Annotated in this window: 17 protein-coding genes; 7 read left to right on the forward strand and 10 right to left on the reverse strand. The window is 48.4% G+C overall.

The window, feature by feature from the left end; translation table 11 throughout:
* Window positions 1–769: 769 nt before the first annotated feature.
* Window positions 770–2,110, forward strand: a complete 1,341-nt coding sequence (locus tag Q0668_RS13000) for a hypothetical protein (RefSeq protein WP_298865308.1) — start codon at window positions 770–772, stop codon at window positions 2,108–2,110.
* Window positions 2,111–2,323: 213 nt separating this feature from the next.
* Here the strand turns inward: Q0668_RS13000 and Q0668_RS13005 are convergent, their stop codons facing one another.
* A complete protein-coding gene (locus Q0668_RS13005; protein ID WP_298865310.1) occupies window positions 2,324–2,908 on the reverse strand; it encodes an SMI1/KNR4 family protein in 585 nt (194 codons plus the stop codon).
* Between the two features lie 343 nt (window positions 2,909–3,251).
* Between Q0668_RS13005 and Q0668_RS13010 the strand changes: the two genes are divergently transcribed.
* Window positions 3,252–4,673 carry a DUF1501 domain-containing protein gene (locus Q0668_RS13010; RefSeq protein WP_298865312.1) on the forward strand — a complete coding sequence of 474 codons (1,422 nt, stop codon included), beginning with the start codon at window positions 3,252–3,254 and terminating at the stop codon, window positions 4,671–4,673.
* A 77-nt stretch (window positions 4,674–4,750) separates the two neighbouring features.
* On the opposite strand, the gene Q0668_RS13015 is transcribed toward Q0668_RS13010, so the two are convergent.
* The gene (locus Q0668_RS13015; RefSeq protein WP_298865315.1) at window positions 4,751–6,232 is read right to left on the reverse strand and encodes a sodium/proline symporter; all 1,482 of its coding nucleotides are present in this window, start codon (window positions 6,230–6,232) and stop codon (window positions 4,751–4,753) included.
* A gap of 93 nt (window positions 6,233–6,325) precedes the next feature.
* Window positions 6,326–6,457 (reverse strand): hypothetical protein, encoded by a 132-nt coding sequence (locus tag Q0668_RS13020; protein WP_298865318.1) that lies wholly within the window; start codon window positions 6,455–6,457, stop codon window positions 6,326–6,328.
* 55 nt (window positions 6,458–6,512) lie between these two features.
* Between Q0668_RS13020 and Q0668_RS13025 the strand changes: the two genes are divergently transcribed.
* Window positions 6,513–7,964, forward strand: coding sequence for a hypothetical protein (locus Q0668_RS13025; RefSeq protein WP_298865320.1), 1,452 nt, complete (start codon window positions 6,513–6,515; stop codon window positions 7,962–7,964).
* Window positions 7,965–8,025: 61 nt separating this feature from the next.
* On the opposite strand, the gene Q0668_RS13030 is transcribed toward Q0668_RS13025, so the two are convergent.
* From Q0668_RS13030 to Q0668_RS13055, 6 genes are all read right to left on the reverse strand, one after another.
* Entirely contained in the window at window positions 8,026–8,691 is a 666-nt protein-coding gene (locus Q0668_RS13030) for an SUMF1/EgtB/PvdO family nonheme iron enzyme (protein ID WP_298865322.1), read from the reverse strand.
* Complete coding sequence (locus tag Q0668_RS13035) at window positions 8,619–9,167, reverse strand: SUMF1/EgtB/PvdO family nonheme iron enzyme (protein ID WP_298865325.1); 549 nt, start codon at window positions 9,165–9,167, stop codon at window positions 8,619–8,621. Before Q0668_RS13035 ends, Q0668_RS13030 begins: the two co-directional genes overlap by 73 nt.
* Before the next feature lie 232 nt (window positions 9,168–9,399).
* Complete coding sequence (locus Q0668_RS13040; protein ID WP_298865327.1) at window positions 9,400–9,723, reverse strand: hypothetical protein; 324 nt, start codon at window positions 9,721–9,723, stop codon at window positions 9,400–9,402.
* Window positions 9,724–9,977: 254 nt separating this feature from the next.
* Window positions 9,978–10,382 carry a hypothetical protein gene (locus Q0668_RS13045; RefSeq protein WP_298865329.1) on the reverse strand — a complete coding sequence of 135 codons (405 nt, stop codon included), beginning with the start codon at window positions 10,380–10,382 and terminating at the stop codon, window positions 9,978–9,980.
* Window positions 10,383–10,578: 196 nt separating this feature from the next.
* Window positions 10,579–12,084 carry a hypothetical protein gene (locus Q0668_RS13050; RefSeq protein WP_298865334.1) on the reverse strand — a complete coding sequence of 502 codons (1,506 nt, stop codon included), beginning with the start codon at window positions 12,082–12,084 and terminating at the stop codon, window positions 10,579–10,581.
* A gap of 93 nt (window positions 12,085–12,177) precedes the next feature.
* On the reverse strand, window positions 12,178–15,705 hold the full coding sequence (locus Q0668_RS13055; RefSeq protein ID WP_298865337.1) for a PVC-type heme-binding CxxCH protein: 3,528 nt from the start codon (window positions 15,703–15,705) through the stop codon (window positions 12,178–12,180).
* Between the two features lie 238 nt (window positions 15,706–15,943).
* Here Q0668_RS13055 and Q0668_RS13060 point away from each other — a divergent pair, with 238 nt between their 5' ends.
* Window positions 15,944–16,489 (forward strand): GNAT family N-acetyltransferase, encoded by a 546-nt coding sequence (locus Q0668_RS13060; RefSeq protein ID WP_298865340.1) that lies wholly within the window; start codon window positions 15,944–15,946, stop codon window positions 16,487–16,489.
* Window positions 16,490–16,491: 2 nt separating this feature from the next.
* Here the strand turns inward: Q0668_RS13060 and Q0668_RS13065 are convergent, their stop codons facing one another.
* The gene (locus tag Q0668_RS13065) at window positions 16,492–17,919 is read right to left on the reverse strand and encodes a N,N-dimethylformamidase beta subunit family domain-containing protein (protein WP_298865343.1); all 1,428 of its coding nucleotides are present in this window, start codon (window positions 17,917–17,919) and stop codon (window positions 16,492–16,494) included.
* Window positions 17,920–18,229: 310 nt separating this feature from the next.
* Here Q0668_RS13065 and Q0668_RS13070 point away from each other — a divergent pair, with 310 nt between their 5' ends.
* The 3 genes from Q0668_RS13070 to Q0668_RS13080 are packed head-to-tail and all read left to right on the forward strand — an operon-like array spanning window position 18,230 to window position 21,301.
* Window positions 18,230–19,387 (forward strand): TIGR03364 family FAD-dependent oxidoreductase, encoded by a 1,158-nt coding sequence (locus Q0668_RS13070; protein ID WP_298865346.1) that lies wholly within the window; start codon window positions 18,230–18,232, stop codon window positions 19,385–19,387.
* Window positions 19,388–19,401: 14 nt separating this feature from the next.
* Window positions 19,402–20,736, forward strand: coding sequence for an MFS transporter (locus Q0668_RS13075; RefSeq protein ID WP_298865348.1), 1,335 nt, complete (start codon window positions 19,402–19,404; stop codon window positions 20,734–20,736).
* Complete coding sequence (locus Q0668_RS13080) at window positions 20,729–21,301, forward strand: phosphonate degradation HD-domain oxygenase (RefSeq protein WP_298865351.1); 573 nt, start codon at window positions 20,729–20,731, stop codon at window positions 21,299–21,301. Before Q0668_RS13075 ends, Q0668_RS13080 begins: the two co-directional genes overlap by 8 nt.
* The last annotated feature ends 18 nt before the right edge of the window (window positions 21,302–21,319 follow it).

Consider the following 21,319-nt stretch of genomic DNA (forward strand, 5'->3'; position numbering starts at 1 on the left):
CTGATTCGATGCGCTTGCAGGCGCACTAGGGGAAGACCCATGTGTCTTCCCGCCAAAACTGTTCGTGCTTTTCGTGGTAAAAAATAACCGACAACGACATCAGCGCAATCAACCCACGAACAGAGATTCTACCCGATAGCCACAAACAGTCAGCACATAAAAATGCAGCAGTACTGATCAGAGCATGAGCAACAAAACAAAATAAACGCCACACAGTCTGACACGATCAGAACGGATCGGAGCGGTTCCGCACTAGGTAGTGTTTCTTATTTCCAATAGTTCTTTGCAACTTGGGAGAAACCGTGGCTAACGCCATTCGGCTAAAGATCAAAAACAAGATCAGCCGCAAGGCATTAGCCGCGGTTAATACCGATCTCGTTAATGTGGCTTTCCTGAGAATGATCCTCGAAACGATTAAATAAACACGACCTGGCCGCCGTTGGAGAACAACTGACAAAATACCAATGCAACAAACTCAAAAAACAGCAACCTATCAGAACAAAGAACTGCAGACAGTCAACAGTAAGATACAAGGAGCGGAACCCATCTGTCCGCCCGCCAGAGTAAAAACAATCAACCCCCTATTAGACATTCACCCAATCACCTACCAGATTTTTTCGTGTCTTTCGTGATTTTCGTGGTAAAAAATAACACTAATGACCAGAACAAAGCAATACAAAACAGCATGGATAATGGACTCAAATTCCTTTATAGTAAAGCCACAGTATCACCCCTTATTCACAGAAATATCCAAGCTAGGGATCATTCAATGACCTCTCTATTTCGTAATTCTGTCTGCCTGCTTGTTTCATTGATCAGTTGCATTTTTCTGCAAAGCGCTTCCGCCGCAGGGGAAACCAGCGATAAGCAAACCGGAAAAGAGAACTCCATCACCTGGCAGGAAAAGTCCATCAAGTATGCGCGCATCATGTCGCGCGTGAAATGGACTCCTGTCGCCGATGGCATGCCGAAAAGGGGCGGACATTTCAAAGCGGGAACAGAATACACGGGAGTTCCCTATTCGAGCGTCAAATCTGTCGGTCGCTATATCGGCTTCGACATTTACCTCAAAACATTTTTGGCAGCTGTCCAAAATCCGAAGAGCGTACTCTATACAGAGAACCTTTATGGTAAGGTGAAAAATGCAGAGTGCTACTACGGCAAGGTCTGCTCCTCGTATACCAGCTATGCTTTGCAATGTGGTATCTGGTATGTCAGCCGTCTCCATACCCCACCCTATCGAGATGGAATCACCCTGGTGGAGCCACAGTCTGCTTTATCCGCAAAAGTGGGAGACATCATCTTCACACCGCCCCAGCCCGGCTCTCATGTAGAAATCGTAACGGGAATTACCAAAAACAAGGAGGCCCAGATAACGCATGTCAGAGTAGAGGAAAGCCGACCTCAAACCACCACGAACACCAATCGCAGTATTAAAAGTTTCAACAAGCATATCTCATCCAGAGGCAGAAAGCTGTATCGCATTACCGATCTGGATGCCTGGCGAGGCAATAATAAAGCCGAGTCATTTTTGTTCCCGAACTATGACGAAGATAACGCAACCCCCGACATCAATCAGGTTTTGTTACTCGACCTTGGCGACTGGGTTCCTTACCACCAAGATCAGAAAGTAAAGATCAATATCATGGATAAGAATGCCCAGGGCGTGAAAACTTTGGTCATCAAGCAGGGAGACAAAGTGATCGAAGAAATCAACCAGCCCGGCAAAGGTGTCATTGAGCGTTCCTTTTCAACCTGCGGCGACTATACCGCACATTGCGTGATGAATGATGGCTCCCTGAGCCAGGCCTGCGAATTCGCCGTTTGCAGATTCGATTTCAGCATGCCGACTGAAGGAGTCTCAAAAAGTAAATCGTGGGAAATAAAAATTTCATCCGACAACATGAACATGATCATCGCACACTTAAAGAGCGACAAAAACGGTTACGACGAACATAACGTGTTCATTACCGAGCAGGACCGCAAGAACGGCAAGATTGTGATTCCCGCGAATCTGATCCAGGACAAAGGCAAAATGCAGGTCTGGATGATTGGTGAAAACAAATACGGAAGACTAAAAAAACGACAAGACATTATCGTGAAGGAATGACGGCGAATCCCAAAACCATCAACAACCAACCAGACCAGGGTGGGCTCGAATCAAATTCGAGCAGATTTTTTCGTGTCTTTCGTGCTTTTCGTGCTTTTCGTGGTAGAAAAAACAACTAATGATCGGAGCAAAGCAATAAACAAGGGATGGATAAAAGCCCAAAAAGAACAGTATCGGTTCCGAACACATATAGTAATTTCTATAATCTTAATCTTATAAATCCAGATCGTCTGAAAACCAGGAAGATACAATTCCGTCATCACTACCTGGATCAGATTTGTCAATCATTAGTGAATCTATAAAATCTTCAAATGTGTCTGCAATTAGATACATGTTTTTGAAATCATTTTGATTCTCTCCAACGATTTCTCGTTCGTCTTCATGATCCCAAAAAAACACCTTATTCTCCACCTCTTCTATAATTCCCAGACATATCTGATTCCCTCCTGGTGCTGAGGCTATGGGGACGACAGAATATGGCATTCTGCTTAAGTATGTTTCAAAAACAGAAGAGAGAGTTGAGAGCCCTAAATCTTCACCTTTGCTTTGACAAAGACCATAAAATTCGTCTAACTGTTGCATTCCCTTTTCATCACCCCATGGCGAACTTTGTAACGGACGATAAATGATAATGTTATCAAAAATCAAGCTGGTTTTATATTTTAGTATGAAATATTTATAAGTCTCAGGAATAGAATGACCTATCAACTCTTCATACTCGTGAAGTATTTGTGCTTCGTTATGAAATTTTTCATTAGATACTGTAATACCAAGTTCGATTAGCTTATTCTCAATCATAATATAATCCGTTTCTTAAATCTCGAAGCACAAAAACGTAGCCGGTTCAACAGCACCCGCAAGCCAGATACCAGTAACGCTCCCTGGAAAACCTTGTATTTAAATAAAGGACCATCTTAGCGCACTCATTCGATCACCTACCAGATTTTTTCGTGTCTTTCGTGATTTTCGTGGTAGAAAAAAACGCTTCAAAAAACCACTCCCTCACAACATCAAGGCCCTAACCGAGTCTGTCCCTCTGGTTTTCACGATAAAGGCTTGAATCTTCTTCCCCGAATTGTTTAGACTGATAGCAGAAACTGTAACGTGGTATAACAGGTTTTTCTGGAGAGGCACTCAGTCAATGATGTCACTACTGACTTCAAGCGGCCGTCGGCTCAGTCGACGAGAACTGCTGCGGCTGAGTAGCCTGGGAGCGATGGGTCTATCGCTACCAGAGGCGTCACTCCTCCAGGCTGCGAAGACCAGCCACAAGCACACCGCCAAACGCTGCATTTTTATCTTCCTGTGTGGTGGACCAAGTCAGCTCGACATGTGGGACCTCAAACCAGAGGCCCCCGACTCCATTCGTGGCCCGTTCCAGCCCATTCAGACCTCTGCCCCCGGCTTTCAAATTGGCGAGCTGTTACCCGAAGTTGCCAAACAGGCGGACAAGTTTTCCATCATCCGCTCGATGAATCACAATTCAGCCTCGCATGCCACCGGCATTAAATACATGTTGCTCGCCGACTCCGGACCGGAAACACAAAAACTCAAAGCGTTTCCCCCACAGCGATCAGATCACCCCGGCATGGGTGCGATTCTGCAAAGCCTCCAAGGCAGCGCCTCACAACTCCCGCCCTGGGTCACCGTACCACGCCCCTTCACTACCGGTAGCCAGTTCTACAAAGGACAAACCGCAGGATTTTTAGGGGGCGCTTACGATCCCCTCTATCTGAATGTAGAAAAGCGGGACTCATTGGCCGAAAAGCAGTTCACCGTCAAAGGCTTCAGCCTGCCCGAAGGCGTTGATACCGCACGCTTCCAGAACCGCAGACAATTGCTCACTCAGTTGAAAATAGATTCGCACAAAGGTTGGCAATCAGATGTCACTCAGAGCATGGATAAATATTACGAGCGGGCCTTTTCAATGCTCTCTTCAGAAGGGCTGGGACGCGTCTTCGACTTGGATCGCGAGCCGGTCAAACTGAGAGACCGTTATGGACGCAATGAATACGGCCAAAGCTTCTTGCTAGCCCGACGATTGATTGAAGCCGACGTGCAAATGGTGAATGTCTTCTGGACCTATTACGGCAAAGATGGTTGTCAGTTTAACCTTTGGGATAATCATGGCAGCGACAAACCGGTTTGCGGCGGCTACAACAAAGGCGTGGAAATGATCCGCGGCGATTATTGCTGCCCGGCATTTGATCTCGCCTATTCCGCCTTGCTGGAAGATCTATCAACGCGCGGTCTGCTCGATGACACCATGGTCGTCGTCACCGGCGAGTTTGGTCGCACGCCACAAATCAACAAAAATACCGGACGCGACCATTGGCCCAACTGCTATTCCACCGTGCTCGCAGGAGGCGGAATCAAGGGCGGTCAAATCTACGGCGAAAGTGACAAACACGCCGCTTTTGTGAAAAACAATCCCGTCAGACCGGAAGACCTGGGAGCAACCATCCTGCACGCGTTCGGCTATCGACCCGAAGCAACCATCCCCATGCCCACCGGCCGAGAAATCGCCAGCTCACAAGGCAAACCTGTTACAGCTCTGTTTTGAACCATCAGAGAAAAAGGTGGCCAGTAACATTAATCTTCCGAAGGCCCGTCAGACGAGACCATCACTCAAGATTCCGGTTAGTGATCTGGTACTTGAGGCCAGAGGCGACTCAATCCATAAATCAGAAAACCGGCAGCCATTCCCGGCAGCACTTCATAGAGCGCACTCGAAAGCCCCAAACCATATCTCCAGGTCAGAACGGCTACCATGCCGCTGAGAATCATCGCCACGCCAACGCGACTGGAGACCCTCTTCCCCAAAGCTCTTACAACCAGTAAGGGGCCGAGTGAACTGGCAAGCCCGGACCAGGAGAGGACCACAAGTTCAAACACACTATTCTGGCCAATCATCACAATCGCAATGATCACCAGCGTCATAATCACAGTTCCAGCCTTGGCGAATTTGTAAGAGTGCCGCCAGCGAGGAAATAAATCCTGAGTCAGGGCAGCGGAACAGGAAAGAATTTGAGAATCAGCCGTTGATACAGTCGCCGCAAATAAACCCGCCAGAATTAATCCGACCAACACATCGGGCAACAGTTGCTGTGACAGATAAGGCAGCGCCATTTCCGGATCTGCCCCCTGCGCTTCAGACAATAACACGCGGCAGCAAAGTCCCGTCAATATCGTGGCCACAGCAAAGGCAACATACCAGCTGAAATAAATCCGGCGTGCACGCGATATATTTTCCGCCGAATCGATCACCATGGCCCGAATCATAATATGTGGTTGTCCTACTACACCCACGCCCGCCACGATCCAGCCAACCAGATACAATCCAAAACCAAAACGAAGATTTTTCGGCTCCCAGTCGACGAGTGCAGGATCAATGGCATCCAGCTTTGTCCATAATAGCTCAAATCCACCGATGGTTTGAATGGAAATCACCAGCAATAAAAACATCGAGATCAGCATCACGATTGACTGTGCTGCATCGGTCCAGATGGAGGCGCGAATCCCTCCTGCAAAACAGTAAGCCAGCACAATCCCCGCACCGATCAAGGTACCCAGAGATTCATTCCAGCCAAACAGGACATGCAGCGCTTTACTGCCGGCCGTCAACTGGGCCGCTGCATAAGTACCCAGAAAAAGGAGCGTGGCGAGGGCCGCCAGCACAACAACAGCGCGCTGTAGAACTACTTGCGGGCGCTCATCAATAGACGCGGAATGATCACCAGCGACGTTTCCGTCCGAGACAGAAGTTTGTTGATAATCTGAAACATCCTGAGCCCCCAGAAATGTCGGAATGCTCAGAACCTGCCGTTGCTCGCTACGTTCCCGCAACTGTTTCAAAAGAAATAGCCAGGCCAGATAATCGCCGCTGATCCAACCCACCATCAACCACATCGAAGACAAACCCGCCTGATAGGTAGCACCAATCATGCCGATGAACATGAAACCGCTGTTGTTCGATGAAACAGCGGACAGTGCAGTCAACCACGGACTGACCGAGCGACCGGCAACCAAATAATCTTCGGTGTTGGATTGCTTCTGCGACGCAGAATAAATTCCAATGCCCAGAAAACAAAGCAGAAAAAACAGAAAGCTGGCGATCATCATACATCTCAGTATGGTCATCTCGAACTATTGTTCAACAGAGAATCATGCACAAGTAGAGAGAAGTTCGATAATGGGCGGGTATAATAAGAATTCCTAACCGCGAATTTGAGAAATCATGTCACGTACCAGTTTTTTCGTGTCTTTCGTGACTTTCGTGGTAGAAAAAGAGCCCATCGGCGTGTATGAATGAAGGGGATCATAACTGAGACGTTTAACAACGTTCATTTTTTCTATTTCTGATCACGTACCATAGTCTCTTAACAACTGGAGATCATCACGAATGAACTCACGAATCATATTCACCGCCGTTGCCACATCATTGTTGGCAGCGTTTGCAGAACCACCGTGTCAGGCCGCCGATCTTTATGTCGGCGGTGCGAGCGTCAGCATCACGCCCGACATGCCCGTTTCTCTCACCGGGCAAATGCGAACGCGTATTGCACACAATGTGGAAAGTGAAGTCACCGCAAATGTGTTGGTCTTAGAATCGCGCGAGGATGACAAAACCGTTGACTATGCCATTTTCGTTTCGTGTGACGTGGTCTGTATTCGCGGCGGCATCCTGGAAGCCGTCCGCGCGCAGATACAAGAACAGCTCAAAGAAGTTGACGTGAATAAAGTCATTCTCAACGCCACGCATACCCACACGGCTCCCACGTTGGTGGAAGGGCGCTACAGCCTGCCAGCAACGGGAATCATGCAGCCCCGAGAATTCGTTGATTTTGCATCCAAACGCATCGCGGACGCCATCGTGAAAGCCTGGAAAACAAAACAGCCGGCCAGCGCGGGCTGGGGCATGGGGCATGCTGTTGTTGCGGAAAATCGCCGCGCCTTGTATTCCAATGGATTAGCAAGAATGTATGGGCGCACCGATACCAAAGATTTTCGTGGCATCGAAGGCTACGAAGACCATGGAATGGAAGTCCTGTTCTTCTGGAACGCAAAACAGGAATTGATTGCCACCGCCATCAACATTGCCTGTCCTGCACAGGCGGTGGAAGGCAGGAGTGCGGTCAACGCCGACTTCTGGCATCCCGTGCGTGAGGCCCTGCGTGCAATATACGGTAAAGACCTGCATGTCCTGGGTTGGGCCGGAGCCGCCGGCGATCAGGTCCCACGACCCATGTTCCGCAAAAAATCCGAAGAACGGATGCGAACCCTGCGCGGCCTGACCCTGCTGGAAGAAATCGCACGCCGCATCGTAGTCGGCTGGGAAGAAGCCTACGCCGGCGCCCGTAAAGAAAAACACACCGACCCCATACTGGTTCACAAAGTCAAAACCATCGAACTTCCCTTACGCATCGTCACCGAAGAAGACTACGCCCGCGTAAGTAAAGAAGTCGCCGGTTACGCCAAAGACCCCAGCAAAGTCTGGATTAAAAACTGGAAGCAATCCGTACTCGATCGATATGAGTTGCAGAAATCCGGCAAAGCAAAACCATACCGCATGGAATTACACACCCTCCGCCTCGGTGATATCGCCATCGGCACCAACGATTTCGAACTCTTCAACGATTTCGGAACACAAATGAAAGCCCGCAGCCCCGCTTTGCAAACTTTCGTGATTCAACTCTGCGGCGCAGGCAGCTACGTGCCCAACAAACGAGCCACCCTGGGAGGCAGCTACAGCGCCGTCATCGAAAGCAACATCGTCGGCCACCAAGGAGGCCAGGCCCTCACAGAACAGACCATCGATTCCATCAAAGAATTGTTTCCAGCAAAAGCAAAATAAAGAGCGCTGAATTTTTCGTGAATTTCGTGGTAGAAAAATTCGAGCCGAGACAAATCATACATTAGTTACTCGGGACCGGCACAGATTTCGATTCCCGCGCCACTCCCAGGCAAACCCGAAAACCATCTCGAGTATCGGAATAGGTCACGCTACTGATACCAAGCCGGACGGCACAACGTGCATTGCCGGGCACATCATAAAAATTGCCTCCCCGACAGACGGGGCGCCACACAGTGCGTTGTTTGGCATCGGCATAATAGACGTCTTCGTGTCCGCCCTTGGGATCAAAATGGTCGAGCGTAAATTCCCACACACCGCCGCACATGTCCGCCAGCCCAAATCCGTTCCGCCCTCGTTCTCCATAATGATCAACGGGCGAAACCATCGGATAGCCGTCACTCCAGATCAGCTTAGCTCCCGGCCAGACATAATCGGCGTTCGGCAGAAAATCGATGCCCGAAATATTCAGTCGGCCTTTGGCATCATTGAGATCGTTTCCCCACCAGAAATAACTACTGTCTTTTCGACCGCCACGACAGGCATAGGCCCACTCTGCTTCCGTTGGCAGGCGGTAAATCAAACCTTCCGGAAGCGTTCCCGCAGCGCGTTCCTTTTTGGTCAGCCAGGCACAGAATGCTTTCATATCGTTATAACTCACAGCGACGACGGGGAAGTTATCTTGCTCTTTGACACCATGATTGGGATCGCGCCAGCTTTTATCAGGCATGGCAATCCAGGGATGCGGCGGCCCCCCATGCCAAGCCGAGGCTTCCATTCGGGATTGAAACAATGAGCTGATCCGCCTGGCTTTTCCGCATCGGTAACAAATCCGGTTTCATCTGCAAACTTCCGAAACTGTCGCACAGTTACTTCGGTGCGCCCCATCCAAAAACCGTTCTTCACGCGCATCAGACGAGGTTTACCTTCGTAAGCCTCGCGATACCCGCCTCCCGAAGAGAACCGCGCACCCCCTGCTTCACTCACAGCCCATTCCTTTTCGGCATTCGTACTGCCCATTTTGAATTCACCTTTGGGAATATAAACGATCTCAAGATCGACTTCGCCACCCAATTGAATCTTCTGAGCGGCCCCCGGTGCCGGCTCTTTCGCATGCACGACCTCCCCCATCACACCAAACCCCAAAACGACGGCAAGCAGCAACATAGCAAAAGCGAACAGGCAGTTTGTATTCAAGAATCTCATGAGGTGTCTTCCTTTGAAATTTTAACTTATTGTTCTGATATCATTTATCGTTAAATTTAGATCACATTTCTGTTTACTAAAATGTAACCGGCAGATATCCGAAAAACAACCACGCCACTCACGCACAGCACACCCATTCCAGACGACACCAGATTTTTCATGCATTTTGTGACTTTCGTGGTAGAAAAAAAACGGTTCAAAAGCGACCTGATCCATTAAAACTTTCTTCTGTTTAATTTTCGAACTCTCCATTGATCCGCAACTGATGCAAATCTGACATAAAAATCTCTAGTTGATTTTCAAATTTCCTTCCATCAAATTCAATGGCTACATCGCCGCGATAACAATTCGGTTCGGGACTGTTGGCTGGTGTAGCCACAACTCGGTTCATGCCATCATCTGCACCGTCGTGCTTAAAAAACCAGAGCGTAAGCGAAACCCTTCTGTTTTCCCGTGTTGACTTTACCAACCACTTTTCTTCGAATGCCCAACTGGAGCCTTCATCATGGATCTCCACAACATCCCAATAATTTTCACGAAGACAATACAGAAGCATTTTGCGTTTCTGTGGCAGGTGTTTCTCAATATCCTCAATTTTCTTCACGTCTTAGCACTCATAATAAATGTCTTGAAGAAGAAACCATGCCGGGAATACTCCATAGAAAACATTGTCTTTGCTTAAAGGACCATCTTAGCGCGCTCATTCTGTCATATACCAGATTTTTCGTGCCTTTCGTGCTTTTCGTGGTAAAAAAAAACGGTTTAAAAGAAACCTGGTCTAATTAGGTCTTCCCAGACAGTCACACCCCATCAATTAATAGAGTAGGTAAACTGAATTGAACCATCCTTCCTTTCCATTAAATTCAGCGTTATTTCCGGCCAGATATTGTTGTATATAAAAGTCCGTCCAATGTTGGTATCAGGATTGGCATCACCAACAAAGTCGGCTTGGCCTAAAATTGAAATCACATCGTCCATACACTTTATTTTTTTCGAAAGAGCATTTACTTCTTGTTGTATCGCATCATCTAACTCTATTCTTTCTTTGGTAAAGAGAGACTCACCACATCCAAAACAGTAAAGGATGGTATATAGACTGTTACCTGACTTGATTGTGTACATTTTTAATCGTTCATCATAATCAATCAGTCCGGAGTTACTGGAATAAATTTCATACACTTTGCCACATCTACATGTCGGCGGGCAAGAATCCATCACTGACTCCTAAATATAGAAAATGAATTATCCTGAATAGAAAAAGGTATCAGATTCAACAATGCTCGTAGGCGAGATGCCAGTAACGCTCCATAGAAAACCTTGTATTTGCATCAAGGACAATCTTAGCGCACTCATTCCAACACATACCAAATTTTTCCGTGCCTTTCGTGTCTTTCGTAGTAGAAATAACACATCAGTTCGAAGCAGCATCACCCGCGCGAAATGTAAACAGATCGGCATCCTGCAGAAAAATTTCCAGCCGAATGATTTGGCCTTTGAGAGTATCGATAGAAGCCGCTTTCCAACGGACTTCATGTTCCAGACTATCCGAACTGATGGGAACGCAGTCATCGTAATCGAACCCGTCCAGCACTTTGCGTTTCGCATCCGACAGGCGGACTTTTAACTCGCCCCCTTTGGCATTCGCATTCAAAACCAGCTTGCCTCCCGGCCATTTAATCTTGCGCGTGATAACCACTCCGCCATTACGCGGACCACGCAGCGAAATCAAACGCTCTTTTTTCAGCGTCGCCAGACCCATGCCCGGCTTCCGCGCAGAGGTGCCGTGCGGACCGTCAAAGCCTGAATAATAAAACCACCATTCATCACCCACTTCGATCCAGTTGTTTCCAAACGCCATCCCGTCATCCCAGCTGCCTTCTTTCCCCAGAGCCAATAGTTGAGGCCGCGAACTGAGTCTTTCAAATTGAACGCCGTCCCTGCTGAGCGCCAGTTCGGTCACGACGTCGGTATTCATTTTGAATGGCCATAATGAACCCCAGAAGATCCCTGCGTGATAACGAACGGGCATGCCGTAGAAAAAATTAAGCCGTTTCGCACTATCCAGTTCATCCGGAATCAGAATCGTTTGCGGCTCACTGGTCCACTCCTCCCAAATTGATGGTCCAATCATCCGGGCCACACGACGCGAGGCACCCGTGTCAAGAATATCACCCGAAAACGTGCGGTAAATATGTTTGGCGCGACAATACATCACATATTGCTTGTCTACAGGATCATAAACAATACTGTTCAGCGTATCGCTATGCAGTTCCGCCAGCAGAGAGTCGCTCGATTTGTCCCAGTGAATGCCATCATGTGATCCAACCACCCGAATACCATTCATCCCTTTACCGGCTCCCCCGGTATGATAGGACATCAGGTAGCGATATCCTTTGCGGTCCGCTTCAGGCACATCAAGCATACACGCCCCACTGGCACGTTTGTCATTAATACCTTTCCAGACAATGTTGTTGTCCTTACTCCCCTTCCAGTTCAAGAGCCCCAGCTTCGGCCGATTCCAATTCAGGCCGTCTTCTGACTCCGCATAGGCAATCGCATATTCCGAGCCGATGGGTTTTCCCTCTGCATTCAACCGGGGGGTATGCGTCTGATACCACATCAAAAATCGGCCGGTCTCTGCATCGCGCCGAACAGTAACATAGCCCCCATCCTCGGCAATCAGGGGATTCTTCGCATGTTTTTTCGGCGCATGAAATACGCGTTCCATCGTCTGTTGCTTGTATTTCAAAGCAAAGTGGTTGTCGACGATATAACCATCGAAAACGAATTGCGGCGTTGTGCCGATCTCAACCGGCTCCGTCGGCAAACTCCGCGATTGTGACCAAACCGCATTGGGCACTATCAAGGCGGCAACAAAACTGAAACCCATCGTCAGGATAATTCGATAAGACATCATCCACTCGATCCTTTTCAATTGAATGGAACGCAAGCAGCGCACACCATTGCCACCGGCAAGAAACACACAAAATTTGAAACGCTCAGTCTCGATTTACTTAAACACCGGCTGACTGCTGCGCAGAAAACCGAACAGATCACGTAATTCCTGATCGCTGAGTTTATCCAGCAAACCTTCCGGCATGAGTGACTTCGGTTGCTTGATCATTTCATCAATGTTTTCACGTTTGATGGTCACGTTCTGACCGTCGGCTCCTCGAATCACGACAATCTGTTTGTCCTGATCAAACAGAAATCCGGAAACCACAAGCCCATCATCGGTAATCACTAGATACGTTTCGTAGCCTTCCCGAATTTCCGCACTCGGATTCACAATGTGCATCAGCATGCGTAACGAATCATCGCGTTTATACTGAGTCAGCTCGGGCCCCACACGTTTACCCTCACCAAACAAAATGTGACACTTCGCACAACTCTGCTGATAGAGTTCCTTTCCATGATACACATCAGTGCTGACCGCTTTCAGCAATCCCGATATACGAGAGATACTGGCCTGCATCTGCTGATTCGAAGCACCCTTCACTTCTTTCCAATGTTGGGCCACCAGAGAGGCAATCTGCTGATCCTGATGAATCGTCATCTTGCGCACCAGGTCTTCGGGAATCGATTGCGATTTGATTTTCCCTTCATCGATGGCCGTCAGAAAAGTACGGGTCCAGTCTTTGCGACTGACGAGCGTACTTTGTGCCACTTCGCGTACATCATCAGAAAAAGCGGCATAGCTTTTAAGAATGGTCGCCGCGATCTCTAGTTGATTGAATTTCTGCAACGCCACCAGTAAACCGGTTTGCAGGTCGGCATTCTTCGTGGTACTCAACAAGGTTTGCATTACGGGTAGCGCCCGAGGCTCCTGCAATTCACCCAGCACCTGAATATATTCCACCAGTTGTGGCTGATTTTTGCCAGGCGTTTTTAACGCATTCAGAGCCAACTCAATCGCACTTTTATTGCCGAGTCGCATCTGTAAAGTCGTCGAACCACCACCGGCATCCGCGAGTGCTTTCACCAGCACTTCAGGCAAACCAGCCAATGAGCGGCCTTTGAACGAATTTTCGAAACCCGACATCAACGCTTTCCGGGAGACAGAATCCGGAGCCAGCTCAAACAGCTTTGCACAGGTAATCAGATCGGTACGGCCGCCAGCGGTGGCATAACGACGAATCAATCGTTCCAGAAGGACCTTCTGTACCAACGGTCGATTCCAGATTTCCTTGTTCTTGAACAGAGCAATGGCCTGATCGCGATCAGAGGCCGTCTTCGATTCCAATGCCCACCAGACCATTAAGGGTTGATGCGGGTCATCGACATCTTCCGCATAACGTGTCAAAGCATCGACAATCGGCAGACAGACATCCGCGGGCAGACGCCGCGCCGTCGCCGCCAGTTGGCCGCGAACTTCCGCATTCGGTTCCCGATTTGCCAATGCAATCAACTTTGGTCTCAGCTGACTGGATACCACCCTGTCATCGCCCAGCAGTCGCACGGTCCAGAATCGCACCAGGGGATTGGGATGCTTGAGGCTTTCTTCAGCGATGGAATCATCAAATCCCTGACACAAATTCAAAGCCCAAAACGCTTCCAGAGCAAGTTGTCCATCGTCGTCTCTGATCCACTGCTTGAGAAGGGCATTCTCTGAATTATCTTTGCGATCACCCAGAAGCCGCAGCGCCGTGCGTCGATGCCATTCATTGGGATGTTTGAGCAGTTCTATCAATTCTCGCGTGGTTTTTTTACTGAGATCCTCAATTTTGCGAGGCGGAGTCTCTTTAGATTTGAAGCGATAAATGCGACCGGAGTTGGGATCAACCTGACCTTGATAATGCTGGCCGTGGGCAATGAACTCTTCGTAGAAGTCAGCTACATAAACCGCGCCATCGGGGCCGACTTTGATTTCAATGGGCCGAAACCCAAAGTCGGTACTGCGCAACGGGAAGCCAATGTCTTCTGTCTGAAACGAAGAACCCAATGGTGCAATTTTGGAAAGCACCAGATACTGATGCAGCGGGTCAACAGACAACAGTTTGCCTTTGTAGTTGGCGGGCAGTGAGTCCCCTTCGTATTTAACGAATGCATGACTGAATCGAGGTGTCTTGGAGTGTTTCATAAAAGGCAGCAAACCGAACGCATACGGATTACTGACATTACCATACTTTCTCTCGGTTCCTTTTTCGTAGTAACCACCCTGCACATAATAAAATCCGCGTGTGCCACCTCCATTATGACCCGAATAGGCACGGCCCTCGGCATCGATTTCGAGGCCAAAGGCATTTCCGCCTCCTTCCGCAAAAAGCTCGTAACGTTTTGTTTCCGGATGATAACGCCAGATCCCGGGCCCTTCACAGTAAATCGATTTTGCGTCAGGTTTATCACTGTTTTTCAAATGAGAAACCACGTTGCTCCCTTGAACGATATATAACCAGCCGTCAGGCCCCCACTGCAGACTGTTCGGAGCGGAATGCGTATCGGAAATCCCCAAACCTCTTAAATGAACTTCGGGATCAGCATCCGGAATATCGTCATTATTCTTATCTGGATAAAACATGAGGTAAGGCGGATTGAGCACCCAGACTCCACCACGTCCTTTAACAACGGAAGTCGCGATGTTCAAATCGCCGGCGAATACTTTATGCTTATCGTATTTTCCATCGCCGTTCGTATCCTCATGGATGGAAATCCGGTCGTTGCCGGGAAAATGGTTGGGTGGTGGCGGAGGCACCCGATCGAATTCCATCCGGTAATATTTATTGCGACTCAAAACTTTAAGACCGGCGGGATAGGGATATTGTCGATACTGCGCCACCCACATGCGGCCCCGCTCGTCAAAGCTCATAAATAGAGGTTGCCCGATTAAAGGTTCTGTCAGCAGTTGCTCCACCACCATATCGCCATCGGTCTCAAACAGCTCCATCGATTTTTCCGGAGCCATTCGCCGACCCGGAGAAAGTTTGGCAGAACGTTTCAGCGTAGAAGTAGCTGGTATGAATTCGTCAAAGGCTGCGCGATCCGGTTTTTCATCTCGCGCAACAGTCGCCCACTTCAAATTATCCCCAGGTAAGAATTCCCATTCTCCTTTGAGTGAATTTTCCAGGAAGTAACCAGACAGAATCGGAGGCACGCCGCGAAAACCACCAGGGCCTTTCTGGTTATAGACGCGAATAGCAATCGTATTATATTTTCCAATTTTCAATGTGCCAGGCGGAACTTTATAACGCTGATATTTTTCAAAACCGCTGGCGTACTCGGGGGGGAAGCTTCCAATTTGACCAATGCGTATCCCATTAATATAGACTTCATGCGCATCGGCCAGCTTTTCAATGGAGAGTGTTACGGAATCCCTCCAGAGCGGACGCGCAGTCATGTCGGCCCAGTTTTTGGGAACTTTGACATAACAACGATACCAGGCGAACCCGTCCAGATCAGAATATTTTCCGTCTGACTGTTCTTCCCAGGCACCGGGAACCTGAATCAAAGCCGGCTTGCTTGTCGAATCTTCAGCCAGAAGTAAATCGACAGAGGAAAAACTAATCAACACAAACGATGATACGAGACAAAGAAGTTTCATCAAAATATAGCTCCGAGAAGACTCTGAAATTCAGGAGGGATTCAATGGGTTCGTATAAATAAATCTTATTTCTATATTGAAACACAGTAGTCAACGGATTTCAATCTCGTTATTACCACTACTTAAATTTTGATTTTGAATTGATTTCTAGAAATTTACCTTATTTTAGAGCCATCAAATGCGTAGAGAGATTACCGCAACACGACATTCGTTTGGTTATTCCAAGAGGAGCAGCACATTGGAAACGTCTCGACTCATTCTCAGAGAGTGGCGTGATACCGATGTGGCTCCCTTTGCAAAGCTAAACGCAAATCAACGCGTGATGCAGCATTTACCCGGCACACTCTCATATGAAGAGAGTGCGCAAATGGTCAAACGAATCAAAACTCATTTTGAAAAGCATGGCTTTGGTCTCTGGGCTGTCGAAATAAAAGATGAGCAACAATTCGCAGGATTCATCGGCCTGTCAGTTCCGAAGTTCACAGCCCATTTTACACCCTGCGTTGAAATTGGCTGGCGCCTGGATCTTCCCTTCTGGAATCAGGGATACGCCAGCGAAGGCGCGAGAGCCGCTTTGGAATTCGGGTTCACTCAACGTCATTTGAATGAGATTGTTTCCTTTACGGTCCCCGCCAATGGCGCATCAAGACGTGTCATGGAAAAAATTGGCATGTCCTATATTGAAAATTTTGATCATCCCACAATGGCAGAAGACCATCCGTTAAAAAAACACGTCCTCTATCGAATCACCAGAATGGAAAGGGATGCCTTGCTGCCAAGTTGATACTACATGGATAAACGATCCAGAATATTTTTCGTCATCTGTTGCACAATCGGATCTTTACCTCGCAAGCCATGCGCCCAGTCTGTGCTGCCAACAGTGAAGACCGTGCCTCCGTTGGTATACATTCCCAGAATCGCCGCGCCCACGCGATCTTTATCAAAACGGTCATACCACTGGCTATCACCGGGAGCCCATTTCGCGGGACAGGATGCCAAAATCTGAAACGTACGTGGCGTACCATCCTTATAAGTCGGGACAGGCATCCCCGCTTTCATCTCAAACTGACAGCCATCACACTCATAACCCACGATGGTATCTTTCCCGCCGAACTCATCCCCCTGCTTGATACCCGTCTTTTCAAACACCCAATGTGTAGGACGGTGAACTTGATAAGCGCCTGAGCCATCCATGAACTGCCCATGACTTTTATGATAACCACCATACAGAAACCCCACACCCGTCAGCTGATTCTCAGGGCGTTTGACAAGATGGTGACTCCAGAGTGTAGATAACAGACTCTGATCTCCTTCTGTGAAAACGGGATCCTGATTGTACGACTGCTTCCAACACGTCAACGCACGGCCGGAATCTTCACTGCGCACCTGCCAGCAAACGGAATTCCCACTGAAAAAAGCCACATTGCCTCCCTGCTTAATGTAATTCTCCAGATGATCGCGCATCGGTGCCGACCAGTATTCATCGTGGCCGACACTCAACACCAGCTTATAATGTTGCAGCATTTCCGGATGGTGTTCCAGATCGCTGTTGGCAGCGTAATCGAGTTGATATCCATTGCTTTCTGCCCAAACAATAAACGGATATTCCCAGTTAGAAAACTGACCGGCCAGCGGTCGATCAAAGGAGACGCGATACCCCTGTAAATTCGCACGACCATGATAGCCGTAAAGGCTGGAGCCGCCCCAGTTGTTGTATGCGTTATAGGTATTCGTGCTGAGCTGAATCAGAATTTTCGACTGAGTTCCCGGCTGTTTGGGTCGCACGATGAAAAACAGATTCGATTCGGCGGTTCTGGAATTGCGCTGAATGAACTTTCCGCCTCGATCGCGGACTGAAAGACGCACATTGTAATAACCGCTCTTCCATGAGTCAGGCACTTTGAGTTCAAACGCCGCCGGCCACTTGCAACCATGAGATGACGCATTTTCCGGAACGGGGTGAGCGGCACCATTCTTTCGCGTTTCCTTAAAGACCGTCTTCTTCTCCGGTCCCAGCCGTGTGATTTCGACCGTATATTGAGGCTCGGAACTGGAAAGGTGAAAGGCAATCGTCTCTCCCGGCTGATAGCTTACCAGATTGGTATAGCCCTCAATAAAAAGAGAACTGGCATCGTCGTCGACAGCAAACAACGACCCTGTCATCAGACCTGAAACACAAACCGTCAATACCGCCCGATAGCAGATTTGAATCATCTCGTCTTCCTCAGTTAAAAAAAGCAGGTTTCTATCAATCTCTTATGTTGTACTTTGATCGTACCCATAACAATCCTAAGATTCTATCCTGAGACACGAATCAAACCAACACACCGCCTGCCGCACACTGTATCATCCAGCCATACCAAACCATTCCGGAACGATACCGTGAACATGATGTCAATATTGTTATTGATACTGAGCGATTTGTCATTGTATTTTGAATCGAATCCGACATACTTTTTAATACACAACAAAGTCGAGCCGAGAGCTTCTCATTTTTCATTCCCGCTTAACATGTTTCAAAACCATGTCTGCACAATCTTATCAGCGCAATTACGATGTCATCGTGATCGGAGGCGGCGTTCTAGGTGCGTTTCATGCCTATCATTCCATGCGACGAGGTTTCAAAACACTGTTGATCGAACGGGATCGCTCTCCGCGACAGGCTTCTGTCAGAAATTTTGGGCTGATCATTCCGAGCGCCATGCCCGCGGGCATCTGGCGCGACCGTGCATTCGCCTCTCGCGAGATTTATTCCGAGTTAAGTGAAACACTGCGAATTCCGCTCCGCCATTCGGGAACACAATATCTGGCACATACCGAAGAGGAAGCCCGCTTTTTACAACACATGTCACAAACGCAGAATGACGACCATTGCCCGGCAGAATTTTTAAACTCGAAACAGACCATCAATTTGAATAGCTGCCTGAACCCGGAATTCTGCAAGGGAAGTCTCTACTTTCCGCGCGATCTGCAATTGGACCCCAGAGCGTTTTTTCGTGCATTTATCAACTGGATTGCCAATACATCCGATTGTGATTACCTGCCGAACACAACTGTTGTCTCTGTCGAGCAAGACAACGATCAGGTACAGATCAAAACCGCCGATGGCAACTTGTTTCAGGCACGGCACACCTTTGTCTGCTCCGGCGCTGATCTCCAGACCCTGTTTCCAGAAATCTATACCAAAAGTAATCTGCACTACTGCAAGCTGCAAATGCTGAAATTGTCCAATCCGGAAAATCGCAAGCTGGGAACAAGTATTGCATCCCCCATTGCACTGACACGCTATCCTGCATTTCTCCACGCGCAGCGTTCACAGAATATTTCTTTGCCCTTACCAGATCAGAAGATACAAGATCACGGCATCCAAATCTGGATGACTCAAAATACGAATCATGAATTCATACTCGGTGATTCTCATTCCTACTCAGACGAACCACCAACCGAGTTTCTGCCCGCAGAAATAGAAACGCAAATTATTAATTATGCGCGAAATATGTTTGTGCATCTGGATTTTCAGGTCATTGATCGCTGGTGTGGTATCTATACTGAGGAAAAGTCAGCCGGACTCTTTCAGCATTCCCGCGGCGATCATATTCACCTCATCACTGGAATCGGTGGTAAGGGAATGACGACAGGCCCCGGGCTCGCAAAAGAAAATATCGGACAACTCTCTCTTTAATAAAGTAAATATCGATGGCAAAAGACCAAACCAGAAACTGGCAGCGATTGACTCTATTGAGTCTGTTTCTGGGATATGTCGGCTATTATATTTGCCGCTCCAATCTGGCGGTAGCCACCCCTTTACTGCTCAAAGAGGGATTTACGAAAGTCGAAATGGGTACGGTTGCCTCTGTAGGCGTCATGCTGTATGCCATTGGAAAAATAATCAATGGATATCTGGGTGACTTCCTCGGTGGAAAACTACTGTTCCTGACGGGCATGATCTGCTCGATTATTTTTACGATTCTGTTTGGACTGGTTTCGGGATTGACCCTGTTTGTCATCATCTGGGCATTTAATCGTTTTTTTCAATCAATGGGCTGGGTGGCATTAGTAAAAACGGCCTCTCGCTGGTTTCCCGTAGAGCGGCACGCAACAGTGATGGCCATTCTTTCCCTCTCCTTTTTATTCGGCGATGCGTTCGCCCGAATTTATCTCGGTGGATTGATCTCTCTTGGCGAATCCTATTCCACTTTCGGCTTTCTGGCAAACTGGCGCACGATATTTTTCGTAGCCGCACTTACTTTGTCTCTGATCGCACTCTTTGTCTACAAAACGTTAAAATCGAGCCCGAATGAGGTAGGGATACCGGAACCAAGTGCGAATCCCATCAATGTGTTCGGCGAAGAGGGGAATCATGCCGAGAAGATCTCCATTAAAGAGGTCTTGAAACCACTCATGGCCAGCCCGTTATTCTGGCTGATTTGTATCATGAATTTCAGCCTGACTCTGGTACGCGAAACATTCAATTTCTGGACGCCCACTTTTCTAAATGAAGTGGCGCAAATTAATATCGGCGGTGCAGCAATGGGCAGCATGCTGTTTCCCCTGGTAGGAGGTTGCTCGACCTATTTAGCGGGAATCACATCGGACCGCCTGCGGGGCAGACATGGGCGAGTAGTGCTTCCCAGTTTGATTTTACTGGTGATATCTCTGATATTACTCGCCACCATCGATGTTTCCGGCAAACCAGTTTTAGCACTCACGCTGCTCTCGCTGGTTGCGTTTTTTCTGATGGCCCCTTATTCTTTTCTTTCAGGCGTGATGGCCATCGACTTAGGAGGGAAGCGAGGTTGTTCCACCGTAGCCGGCCTCGTCGACTCCGCCGGTTATCTAGGGGCAATTCTTTCCGGGCATACTGTCGGATGGATCGCTCAAGAATATGGTTGGAAAATGGCGTTCGGCGGACTGGCAGGCATTTGCTGTACTGCTATCGTCGCGGGAACCGTCTATTGGCTGATCCAGGAACGGGAAATGAATCTGGCAGCGCTCACTGCTGAATCAAAACCGGAGGCCCCCGATGCCTGAATTTAATCCTGCAAAAATCGTTGAAGAAATCAAACGACTCTTCAACGACAAAGGAAACGCAATGTACGCCGGCGAACCGGTCACTCAAACCGAACACGCGCTGCAGGCCGCTTATTCCGCCGAGCATGCAGGCGAATCTCCGGAATTGATCGTCGCCGCATTGCTGCACGACATCGGCCATCTGCTACATAAGCACGATGAAAATTGCGCAACACAGGGCATTGATGATCTACACGAAACCATCGGCGCACAATGGCTGATTCAATATTTTCAGCAGGAAGTGACTGAACCCATTCGACTGCACGTAGATGCGAAACGTTATCGCTGTGCCACAGATAAACAATATCATTCCCAATTGTCACCCGCCTCAGTGCTGAGCCTGCAACTGCAAGGAGGCCCCTTTGACCAGCGGGAAGTGGAATTGTTTGAAAATAACCGCTGGGCTGAGTCTGCCTTGCGTTTACGAAGTTGGGATGAAGCTGCCAAAATTCCCGACTATGAAACACCGGAACTCGAATATTTCTTAACTTATGTCCAGAGTGTCCTAAAGCAACAGGCTCTCTAAACCTACAGAATGAAAGAT

This window comes from uncultured Gimesia sp. (assembly GCF_937910335.1).
GTDB lineage: Bacteria > Planctomycetota > Planctomycetia > Planctomycetales > Planctomycetaceae > Gimesia.